This is a genomic window from Burkholderia sp. Ac-20392 (assembly GCF_017104585.1).
Classification (GTDB): Bacteria; Pseudomonadota; Gammaproteobacteria; order Burkholderiales; family Burkholderiaceae; genus Burkholderia; species Burkholderia lata.
In genome coordinates, this window is sequence record NZ_JAAGPB010000279.1 from 1 (window position 1) to 11,227 (window position 11,227).

10 protein-coding genes are annotated in these 11,227 nt (G+C 67.5%); 3 read left to right on the top strand and 7 right to left on the bottom strand.

The annotated features are described in order from the left end of the window. The 3 genes from G3N99_RS25520 to G3N99_RS25530 form a co-directional block, all read left to right on the top strand. On the top strand, positions 1 to 160 hold a 160-nt coding region (locus G3N99_RS25520; RefSeq protein ID WP_206123786.1), incomplete at its 5' end, for a hypothetical protein. A 123-nt stretch (positions 161 to 283) separates the two neighbouring features. Further along, positions 284 to 979 carry a peptide-methionine (S)-S-oxide reductase MsrA gene (msrA, locus tag G3N99_RS25525; RefSeq protein WP_206123787.1) on the top strand — a complete coding sequence of 232 codons (696 nt, stop codon included), beginning with the start codon at positions 284 to 286 and terminating at the stop codon, positions 977 to 979. Positions 980 to 1,218: 239 nt separating this feature from the next. Beyond that, a complete protein-coding gene (locus G3N99_RS25530) occupies positions 1,219 to 2,334 on the top strand; it encodes an aromatic ring-hydroxylating dioxygenase subunit alpha (protein WP_174945306.1) in 1,116 nt (371 codons plus the stop codon). Between the two features lie 34 nt (positions 2,335 to 2,368). On the opposite strand, the gene G3N99_RS25535 is transcribed toward G3N99_RS25530, so the two are convergent. From G3N99_RS25535 to G3N99_RS25565, 7 genes are all read right to left on the bottom strand, one after another. After that, positions 2,369 to 2,806 carry a cytidine deaminase gene (locus G3N99_RS25535; RefSeq protein WP_277396436.1) on the bottom strand — a complete coding sequence of 146 codons (438 nt, stop codon included), beginning with the start codon at positions 2,804 to 2,806 and terminating at the stop codon, positions 2,369 to 2,371. A 60-nt stretch (positions 2,807 to 2,866) separates the two neighbouring features. After that, positions 2,867 to 4,183, bottom strand: a complete 1,317-nt coding sequence (gene deoA / locus G3N99_RS25540) for a thymidine phosphorylase (RefSeq protein WP_174989623.1) — start codon at positions 4,181 to 4,183, stop codon at positions 2,867 to 2,869. Positions 4,184 to 4,221: 38 nt separating this feature from the next. Beyond that, the gene (locus G3N99_RS25545) at positions 4,222 to 5,496 is read right to left on the bottom strand and encodes a NupC/NupG family nucleoside CNT transporter (RefSeq protein WP_174943729.1); all 1,275 of its coding nucleotides are present in this window, start codon (positions 5,494 to 5,496) and stop codon (positions 4,222 to 4,224) included. A 342-nt stretch (positions 5,497 to 5,838) separates the two neighbouring features. Next, entirely contained in the window at positions 5,839 to 7,296 is a 1,458-nt protein-coding gene (hydA, locus tag G3N99_RS25550) for a dihydropyrimidinase (protein WP_206123784.1), read from the bottom strand. A 61-nt stretch (positions 7,297 to 7,357) separates the two neighbouring features. After that, complete coding sequence (locus tag G3N99_RS25555) at positions 7,358 to 8,866, bottom strand: NCS1 family nucleobase:cation symporter-1 (protein WP_174945312.1); 1,509 nt, start codon at positions 8,864 to 8,866, stop codon at positions 7,358 to 7,360. A gap of 100 nt (positions 8,867 to 8,966) precedes the next feature. Beyond that, entirely contained in the window at positions 8,967 to 10,283 is a 1,317-nt protein-coding gene (gene preA, locus G3N99_RS25560) for an NAD-dependent dihydropyrimidine dehydrogenase subunit PreA (protein WP_089476574.1), read from the bottom strand. Between the two features lie 61 nt (positions 10,284 to 10,344). Then, positions 10,345 to 11,227, bottom strand: an 883-nt coding sequence (locus tag G3N99_RS25565) for an FAD-dependent oxidoreductase (protein ID WP_206123785.1), incomplete at its 5' end; no start/stop codon positions are given.

An 11,227-nucleotide genomic window follows, 5' to 3' on the forward strand; every position in this document is an offset into this window, starting at 1 on the left:
TAACGCGCACGGCACCGATGTCGATGCGCAAGGCTACGGCACCGTGACCGGGCAGCGCCTGTACCAGCTGGTCCGGCAGCCCGGTGCGATCGCCGACCGCACGTTCGCGATCGAGTTTCTCGATCCCGGTGTGAATGCGTATGCGTTCACGTTCGGCTGATCCCGGCAGGACGCGGTGCACCGGCGCCGCTTCCAGGCCTCCCGCTTTCCATTCCGCCTTTCGAAGGAGCACACCGTGAACACCACCTCCTCTCGCGGTCCTGCACCGCACCGGCGCACGGCGATGCTGCGCCGCATCGGCGCCATCGCCGTGGCAGCCGCCGCCGTGTTCGGCTACCAGCGCATCGTCAATTCCGCCGAGCCGATGCGCACCGTGCCCGCGCCGACGCTCGACGAAACGCCCGGCACCTCGCACGACGAGACGGCCGTGCTCGCCGGCGGCTGCTTCTGGGGCGTGCAGGGCGTGTTCGAGCACGTGAAGGGCGTGAAGCAGGTTACGGCCGGCTATGCGGGCGGCGCGTCCGAAACCGCGCACTACGCGCTCGTCGGCTCGGGGCTGACCGGGCACGCGGAATCGGTTCGCATCGTCTACGACCCGACCCAGATCACGTACGGCCGGCTGCTGCAGGTGTTCTTCTCGGTCGCGCACGATCCGACCGAACTCAACCGGCAGGGCCCCGACGAAGGGTCGCAATACCGGTCGGCGATTTTCCCGACCACCACGCAGCAACGCGCGGTCGCGACCGCGTACATCGCGCAGCTCGGCACCGCGCACGTGTTTCCGGCGCCGGTCGTCACGCGCGTCGAGGACTACAAGGGGTTTTACCCGGCCGAGGCCTATCACCAGAACTACCTCGAACTGCACCCCGACGCGCCGTACATCGCGTACAACGACATGCCGAAGATCACCGGGCTGAAGCAGCACTTCCCGGCGCTGTACCGCACCGACGCCGTGCTGTGGCGCGATGCGCGCTCGTGACCGGCAAGCGGCCGCGTGACGGGATGATGCCCGCCGCGCGGCCGGCGCCCATGCAGCCACGCACGGCCAGCGCACGCGGCCATCGGCCCGGTTTGCGCTGCATCAACGAAACCGCGGCGGCCGTGCCGGGGCAAACCCGCATCGCGTCCGCCGCGACAGGCAACTTCGCGTAGACTTCTCCAGATCCCCGCCGCATCACGCGGCGCCCGGAATCCCAGTCCAGCCCGGAGACCTCACGCATGCGTGCAGTGCCCATTCCTGACAGCGGCACCCTTGGAGAACCCTCTTCCGGCGCGGCCGTGCGCGACCTGCGCCGCGTGCCGATTCATCCCGATCACTGGTACCCGCTCGCGTGGTCGCGCGAGCTGAAACGCGGCAAGACGCTCGGCGTGCACTTCGCCGGCGATCCGATCGTGCTCGTGCGCACCGAATCCGGCGCCGTGTACGCGCTCGAGGATCGTTGCGCGCACCGCCAGGTGCCGCTGCACGCCGGCGTCGTGAGCGGCGAGACGCTGCGCTGCTGCTATCACGGCTGGACCTACGCGTGCGACAGCGGCCGCTGCGTCGACGTGCCGTACCTCGGCCGCGAGCGCTTGCCCAACGGCGTGCGCGCGTATCCGTGCCGCGAATCGCACGGGCTGATCTTCGTATTCCCGGGCGATGCGACGCTCGCGGACACCCGGCCGTTCCCCGCGCTCGAATCGGCGGACGACCGCGCATACAAAACGCGCCGCTTCGGCCGCGAGGTCAAGTGCCACTACTCGTTCATGCACGAGAACCTGATGGACATGAACCATCAGTTCCTGCATCGCAAGCAGATGGGGCAGATGCGCGCGCGCTCGGTGGGCCGGCGCCGCGGCGACGACTGGGTCGAGGTCGACTACACGTTCGCACGGATGGAAGGCAAGCAGCCGGTGGGCGAAGCCCTCGTGTTCGGCGCGAGCAAGAAGCCGGCCGACCAGTCCGACAAGAGCGTGATGACGGTGCGCACCGGCTATCCGTACCAGACGCTGCAGATCCGCTCGAGCGAAGGCACGCTCGTGATGGACCTGTGGATCGTCTACGTGCCGCTCGACGCCGAGCAGCGCACCAACCGCACGTTCGGACTGCTGTCGATCCACAAGCCCGGCATCCCGTTCGCGCTCGATCTCGCGTGGCCGCTGCTCGTCTGGTTCACCGAGCGCATCTTCCGCGAGGATCGCTGGATCGTCGAGCGCGAGCAGGAAGCGCACGATCGGCAGGGCGCCGACTGGAACCATGAAGTGTTTCCCGTCATCAACGAACTGCGCGACCTGCTGCGTCAATGCGGCGCGCGCACGGTGATCCCGATCCGCGAAGCGCGCGAAGGCGCGTGATGCGTGCGGCGCGTGGCTTGAATAGCGCGCGCCGTTACAGCCGGAACGCGCCCGGCAGCAACGCATGGGCCGTCGTCACCTCGACGGCCCCTTTCAGGTTGGCCAGAATCACTTCGATGTCGGGCGTGCCGATCTCGATGATCACCTGCCGGCACGCGCCGCATGGCGCGATGGGGCCGTCCGTGTCGCCGACGACCGCGAGCCGCGTGAAATCCCCCGGTCGATAACCGGCAGCGATGGCCGAGAATATCGCCGTGCGTTCCGCACAATTGCAGAGTCCGTAGGACGCGTTCTCGACATTGCAGCCGTGAAAAATCGTCCCGTCGCGCGCCTGCAGCGCCGCGCCGACCTTGAAGCGCGAATACGGCGCATACGCGCGTTCGCGGGCCGCCTTCGCCGCTTCGATCAGTTCGTGTCGTTCCATCTCGTCGTGCCTCCGATTGTGTGCCGGGATGTTTCGGCGCGGCCGCATCCCGACCGTCACGATTCGCCGTGAAGTGAAGCAATCGCCGGTGTCAGCGCCGGCGACCGGTCAGCCGATCTGCTGATAAATGGTCGGCGGTGCGTCACCCGTCTCGCCCAGCACGTAGCTGCGCTGGATCGTGTCCACCGCGTGCGCCGCGGCAGCGGAGTCGCGGGCATGCACGTAACCGAGCGGCTGGCCGGCTTCGACACGCTGCCCGATCTCCGCGAGCGCCGTCAGGCCGACACTGTAGTCGATCGCATCCGCTGCGCGCGTACGGCCACCGCCGAGCGCGACGACCGCCAGCCCGAGCGCGCGGCAATCGACCCGCTGCACCACGCCACTCGCGCGCGCCGGAACCGGTACGACCACCTCCGCCCGCGCAAGATAACGGGCAGGCGCATCGATCAGGTCCGCGGGACCGCCGAGCGCCGTGACCATCCTCGCGAAGCGTTCCGCCGCCGCACCCGTATCGAGCGCATGCTGCAACTTCGCGCGCGCGTCTGCGACGTCGCGTGCCAACCCGCCGGTAACGAGCAACTCGGCCGACAGCGCCATCGTGACGTCATGCAGGCGGGCCGGACGCGACTTGCCCGTCAGGTAGTCGATCGCGCACGCCACTTCGAGTGCATTGCCCGCGCACGGCGCAAGCGACTGGTTCATGTCGGTGAGGATCGCGGTCGTCTTCATGCCGGCGCCATTGCCGACGTCGACGATGCTGCGGGCCAGTTCCGCCGATTGCTCCGCGGTCGGCATGAATGCGCCCGAGCCGACCTTGACGTCCATCACGAGCCCGTCGAGCCCGGCCGCGAGCTTCTTCGACAGGATCGACGCGGTGATCATCGCGACCGATTCGACGGTCGCCGTCACGTCGCGAATCGCATAGATGCGCATGTCGGCCGGCGCCAGCCGCGCGGTCTGCCCGATGATCGCGACGCCGACGTCGCGCACCGTGCGGCGAAACGCGTCCGTATCGGGTGTGACGTTGTAACCGGGAATCGCGCTGAGCTTGTCGAGCGTGCCGCCGGTATGGCCGAGCCCGCGCCCCGAGATCATCGGCACGTAGCCGCCGCACGCGGCCACCATCGGCCCGAGCATCAGCGACACCACATCGCCGACGCCGCCGGTCGAATGCTTGTCGATCACCGGCCCGTCGAGATCGAGCGCGTGCCAGTCGAGCACGTCGCCCGAGTCGCGCTGCGCAAGCGTCAGCGCGACGCGCTCGTCCGTGCTCAGGTCGTTGAAATACACGGCCATCGCGAACGCGGCCACCTGGCCCTCGGTCACGCTGCCGTCGGTCACGCCGCGCACGAACGCGGCGATCCCGTCACGATCGAGTGGCTGCCGGTTGCGCTTCTGGCGAATGAATTCCTGCGGTAAAAACATCGTTGCCTCTCCTCGGTCGGTCGATGGCCGCTGCGGGCTCAATGCAGGGAAAAGAACAGGCCGGCGATCGCGGCGCTCATCAGGTTCGACAGCGTCGCGGCCGTCAATGCGCGCAGGCCGTGCCGCGCGACTTCCGAGCGGCGCTCGGGTGCGACCGCGCTGAAGCCACCGGCGAGAATCGCGATCGACGAGAAGTTCGCGAAGCCGCACAGTGCGAACGACACGATCGCGAGCGTCTTCGGGTCGAGCACCTGCAGGCCGGCGGCCGCGACGTGCTCACCGCCCTTCAGGTACGGCGACAGGTCGCCATACGCGACGAACTCGTTGAAGATCAGTTTCTCGCCGATGAAGTTGCCGGCCAGCGCCGCGTCGTGCCACGGCACGCCGATGATCCACGCGAGCGGCGCGAACAGGTGGCCGATGATACCCACCAGCGTGATCTGCGGAAAGCCCGCGAATGCGGCCACGCCGCCGACGATCAGGTTCATCAGCGCGATGAGCCCCACGAACGCGATCAGCATCGCGCCGACGTTGATCGCGATCCGCATCCCGACCGACGCGCCGGATGCCGCCGCCTCGATCACGTTGGCGGCCCGCTTGTCGTCGAAGTCGAGCCCGTCGACCACGACGCGGCTCGGCTCGACCGTCGGATACAGCAGCTTGCCGAACAGCAGCCCGCCCGGCACCGCCATGAACGACGCGGCGAGCAGGTATTCCATCCTCACGCCGAGGCCGGCGTAGCCGACCAGCACCGAGCCCGCGACCGACGCCATGCCGCTCGCCATCACCGTGAAGATCTCCGCACTCGTCATGTTCCGCACGAACGGCTTCACGAGCGCAGGCATCTCGCTCTGCCCGAGAAAGATCGTCGCCACCGCCGAGCACGCCTCGATGCGGCTCACGCCGAGCACTTTCGCCAGCGCCGCGCCGAGAATCGCGACGATCCACTTCATCACGCCGATGTAGTACAGCACCGCGATCAACGCGGTCACGAAGATGATCATCGGCAGCACGCGCAGGCCGAACACGAACCCGCCGTCACCGAACAACTGGAACATCCGGCTGTCGACCAGACCGCCGAACACGAATGCGATGCCGTGATTGCCCATGTCGAGCACGCGATTGACGCCGTTCGCGGCCCCCGCCAGCGCCGTGCGGCCCGCCGGCACGAACAGCACCAGCGCACCGATCGCCAGTTGCGTGCACAACGCGGCGATCATGGTCCGGCCGCTCACCGCGCGCCGGTTGTTCGACAGCAGATAGGCAACCAGCAGCAGGAACAGCATACCCAGGAGACTGCGCAGAATATCCACCTCGTACTCCTTGCTCTCAATGTTGTTGGACTGTTCGGCGGGCGGCCCGGCACGCCTGCGCAACGCCGTCGGTGGATATTACTCGCCGCCATGCATGCCGACAACGCAAACAAAATGGTCGCGTTTGCGCGACATCGTGTGCTGCATCAACTTGCTCAGTTCTTCTATGTACTGGGGGATTGGAAAGACGAGATCACACGCAATCCGTCCCAAATATTGAGAGAACTGTCGGGATGCGGAGAGGGGGGATTCGGGCCGGAGGGGTGCCCGCACGAACGGGAAAACAGGTTCAAGCGCGGAGCGTGTCGTTCGAACCGACACGCCCCGCGCGCTGCGCAACGTTCAACCCGTGCGCTCGACCGGATGCGGTTCGCGCAGCCGGTTCGCGATCCGCGCGGCCTCGTAGTAACTGGCCGCCGGCGGGCGCTTCAGGTAGCGGCCCGCGCCGCGCACGGCGCGCAAGTCACCATCGGCCCACGCCAGCGCGCCGCGCGTGAGCGTGTGCGTCGCGACGCCCTGCACCGTCATCCCCTCGAACACGTTGAAGTCGACCTGCTGGTGATGCGTCTTCACCGAGATCGTCTTCGTCGCGGCCGGGTCCCACACGACGAGATCGGCATCGGCGCCCACCTGCACGGCACCCTTGCGCGGATACAGGTTGAAGATCTGCGCGGCGTTCGTCGACGTGATCCGCACGAACTCGTTCGGCGTGATGCGGCCATGATTCACGCCGTGGTGCCACAGCACCGACATGCGATCCTCGACACCGCCGCAGCCGTTCGGGATCTTCGTGAAGTCCTCGCGGCCCATCGCCTTCTGCGATGCGCAAAACACGCAGTGATCAGTCGCCGTCGTATGCAGTTGCCCCGCCTGCAAACCGCGCCACAGTGCCTCGCGATGCTCGGCCGAGCGGAACGGCGGGCTCATCACGTGCGCGGCCGCACGCGTCCAGTCCGGATCACGATAGACGGCCTCGTCGATCACCAGATGGCCCGGCAGCACCTCGCCGAACACGCGCAGCCCTTCGCTGCGCGCACGCGCGATCGCATCGACTGCATCCTTCGCGGACACATGCACGATATACACGGGCACGCCGAGCACCTGCGCGATGCGGATCGCGCGGTTCGCGGCCTCGCCCTCGACCTCCGGCGGCCGCGACAGCGGATGCGCCTCCGGCCCCGTCATCCCGCGCGCGAGCAACGCCTTCTGCAACTGGAACACGAGCTCGCCGTTTTCCGCGTGCACGGTCGGCAGCGCGCCGAGTTCGAGCGCACGCGAGAAGCTGTTCACGAGCACCTCGTCGTCGGCCATGATCGCGTTCTTGTACGCCATGAAGTGCTTGAAGCTCGACACGCCATGCTCGCGCACGAGCGTGCCCATGTCGCGGTGCACACTCTCGTCCCACCACGTCACGGCCACGTGAAAACCGTAATCGGCCGCCGCCTTCTCGGCCCAGCCGCGCCACGCGTGGAACGCGTCCATCAGCGGCTGCTTCGGGCTCGGAATCACGAAGTCGATGATGCTCGTCGTGCCGCCCGCGAGCCCGGCGGCCGTACCCGAGTAGAAATCGTCGCTCGCGGTCGTGCCCATGAACGGCAGTTCCATGTGCGTATGCGGATCGATGCCGCCCGGCATCACGTACTGGTCGTGCGCATCGACGACGGTCGCACCGGCCGGCGCGTCGATCTTTTCGCCGATCTGCAGGATCGTGCCGCCGTCCTCCGGCGCTGCGCAGAGCACGTCCGCGCGATAGGAGCGGTCCGCATCGACCACGGTGCCGCCACGAATCAGGATTGCCATTGGGTTGCCTCCTCGTTGACTGTCAGGTGCCGCATCACACGCGTCACATGCATCGCGCGCGTCATGCGCTCGCGATCTGCGCGTGCTGTCCGGCGCGCCACTTCATCCAGGTGCCGTACACGCACGACGCCAGCACGAGGCCGACGAACCACGCGTACGTGTACAGCGTGTTGAAGAACGCCGGCACGTTCGGAAACGACGCCGGAAACGCGGTGTGCAGGAAGCCCGGCAGGTTCGGCAGCACGCCGACCGCGAGCGCGGCCAGCGCGGCCGGATTCCAGCCGCGCGCATAGCTGAAGCCGCCGCGCTCGTCGAACAGCGCGCGCGTGTCGAGCCGCGTGCCGCGAATCAGGAAGTAGTCGACCATCAGGATCCCCGCCACGGGCCCGAGCAGCGCCGAATAGCCGACGAGCCAGGTGAAGATGTAGCCGTCCGTCGTCGCGAGGATCTTCCACGGCATCATCACGATCGCGATCGTCGCGGTGATCATCCCGCCGGTGCGGTACGAGATCGCCTTCGGCCACAGGCTCGAGAAGTCGTAGGCCGGGCCGACGAGATTCGCGGCGAGGTTGCAGCACATCGTGTCGAGCGTGAGGATCACCAGCGCGACACCCACGCCGATGCCCGTCATCCGGCTCGTCAGGTCGATCGGATCCCAGATCGCGTTGCCGTAGATCACGACGGTCGCCGACGTCACGACGACCGACACCACCGACAGCAGCGCCATCGGCAACGGCAGCCCGATCGACTGCCCGATCACCTGGTCGCGCTGCGAATGCGCGAAGCGCGTGAAGTCGGGGATGTTCAGCGCGAGCGTCGCCCAGAAGCCGACCATCGCGGTCAGGCCCGGCCAGAAGGTCGCCCAGAACAGCCCGGCCTTCTTGCCGCCCGCCGCGAACTGCGACGGCGCCGACAGCATCGTGCCGAAGCCGCCCGCCTTCGACGTCGCCCACCACACGAGCGCCACGCACATCACGACCTTGATCGGCGCGGACCAGCTTTCGAGCCAGCGGATCGAATCGGTGCCGTGCCAGATGAAGTAGATCTGCAGCGCCCAGAACACGAGGAAGCACGCGAGCTGCCCGAACCCGATGCCGATGACCGGCAGCGCGGCGCCGTGCAACGCGTTGCCGGTCAGGATGTTCAGCAGCGTATAGATCGCACTGCCGCCGAGCCAGGTCTGGATCCCGTACCAGCCGCACGCGACGATCGCGCGCAACAACGCCGGCAGCTTCGCACCCTGCGTGCCGAACGACGCGCGCACGAGCACCGCATACGGAATCCCGTGTTTCGCACCCGCATGGCCGATCAGCAGCATCGGCACGAGCACGATCAGGTTGCCGAGCAACACGGTCGTCACCGCCTGCCACGGCGACATGCCCTCCTGGATCAACCCGGCCGCGAGCATGTACGACGCAATGTTCATCACCATCCCGACCCACAGCGCCGCGAAGTGGTACCACTTCCACGTGCGCTGCGCCGGCGTCGTCGGCGCGAGGTCGTCGTTGTACAGGCTGCCGCCCTGCGCCGCGGCGCTATCGGGATCGGCGGGATTCGCTGCGTGATTCATCGAACGCACTCCACTGAAACGTCAGCGCCGGCATCATGCGATGCCGGCCCGGGTGGAACGAAAGGCGGCGATGCAGGATGGCCCGCATCGCCGGATGCCGTCAAGCAGCCTTCTTCGCGTGCTTCTCGGGTGCCGCCGCGCCTGCACTCGCCCCCGCGTCCGCGCTCGCCGGATTGTTCGGATGCGTGGTCCAGTTCGCGTAGTCGCCCGAATCGACACGCTCCATCGTGATGCATTGCTCGACCGGACACACATGCATGCAAAGATTGCACCCGACGCATTCCGAGTCCACCACTTCGAAGTGGCGCACGCCATCCTTCGTCGCCGTGATCGCCTGGTGCGACGTGTCCTCGCACGCAATATGGCACAGCCCGCACTGGATGCAACGGTCCTGGTCGATGCGCGCCTTGATGTCGTACTTCAGGTTCAGGTATTTCCAGTCGGTCACGTTCGGCACCGCGCGGCCGCGGATGTCGTCGAGCGTCGCGTAGCCCTTCTCGTCCATCCAGTTCGACAGCCCGTCGGCCAGATCCGACACGATCCGGAAGCCGTAGTGCATCGCGGCGGTGCACACCTGCACGCTACCGGCGCCGAGCACCATGAACTCGGCCGCGTCGCGCCACGACGAGATGCCGCCAATGCCCGAAATCGGCAGGTTCGGCGTTTCCGGATCGCGTGCGATCTCCGCGACCATGTTCAACGCGATCGGCTTGACCGCCGGGCCGCAATAGCCGCCGTGCGTACCCTTGCCGTCGACCATCGGCATCGGCGCCATGTGGTCGAGATCGACCGCGACGATCGAGTTGATCGTGTTGATCAGCGACACGCCGTCCGCGCCGCCCTTGTATGCGGCGCGCGACCCCATCCGGATGTCGCTGATGTTCGGCGTGAGCTTCACGAGGCACGGCAGCTTCGTGCCCTCCTTCACCCAGCGCGTGACCATCTCCACATATTCGGGTACCTGTCCGACCGCCGCGCCCATCCCGCGCTCGCTCATCCCGTGCGGACAGCCGAAGTTCAGCTCGACCGCGTCGGCGCCCGTATCCTCGACGAGCGGCAGGATCCATTTCCAGTCGCGTTCGTTGCACGGCACCATCAGCGACACGATCAGCGCGCGGTCGGGCCAGTCGCGCTTCACCTGCGCGATCTCTCTCAGGTTCACGTCGAGCGGACGGTCGGTGATCAGCTCGATGTTGTTCAGCCCCGCGATGCGCTGACCGTTCCACTGCACGGCGCCGTAGCGCGAACTGACGTTGACGACGTGCGGATCGAGCCCGAGCGTCTTCCAGACGACGCCGCCCCAGCCCGCCTCGAACGCGCGGTTCACGTTGTAGGCCTTGTCGGTCGGCGGCGCGGACGCCAGCCAGAAGGGATTCGGCGAGGTGATGCCCGCGATGGTGCAGCGAAGGTCGGCCATGTTCGGCTCCGTGAGAGTGGGGTCGTGTTCGTTGTGCTTGTGGTGTGCGCGCGTTATGCGGTCACGCAGCCTTCGCGTCGCGTTGTGCGAGCGTCGCGTCGATCGACGCGGCCGCGCGCTTGCCGTCCTGCACGGCCTGCACCGTGAGGTCGACGCCGCCCGTCGCCGCGCAGTCGCCGCCTGCCCACACGTCGGGCCACGCGGTGCGCCCGTCCGCATTCACCGCGATGCGCGCACCGTCCGCCGTCAGCAGCGCGGCGTCGATGGCGTCCGGCACCAGCGTCTGGCCGATCGCCTTCAGCACCATGTCCGCATCGACGGTGAAGCGCTCGCCCGCTGCCGCCTCGAACTCGACACCCGTCACCTGCCCGTTCTCGCCCGCGATGCGCACCGGCTTCGCATGCGTAACGAGCGTGACACCGCTCTTCTGCGCGAACTCGCGCTCGGCCCACGTTGCACTCATCGCATCCACGCCGCGCCGGTACACCATCGTCACGCGCTCTGCGCCGAGCTTGCGGCTCTGCACCGCCGCATCGATGGCCGTATTGCCGCCACCGATCACGACCACGCGCCGCCCGACCGCCACGTTCTCCAGCGCATCGGCTTGTCGCACCTGCACGATGAAATCGACTGCGTTCATCACGCCGCCCAGTTGCTCGCCGTCGATCGAAAGTGCACGCACGCCGCCGAGCCCCATCGCGAGAAACACCGCATCGTGCTGCTCGCGCAGCGCGTCGAGCGTGATGTCGCGGCCGAGTGCGACACCGGTTTTCAACGTGATGTCGCCCACCGACAGCAGCCACTCGACCTCACGCTGCGCGAAATCGTCGACGGTCTTGTATGCGGCGATCCCGTATTCGTTGAGGCCGCCGCCCTTCGGGCGCGCGTCGAACAGCGTGACGCGGTGCCCGGCAATCGCGAGCCGGTGCGCACACGCGAGCCCG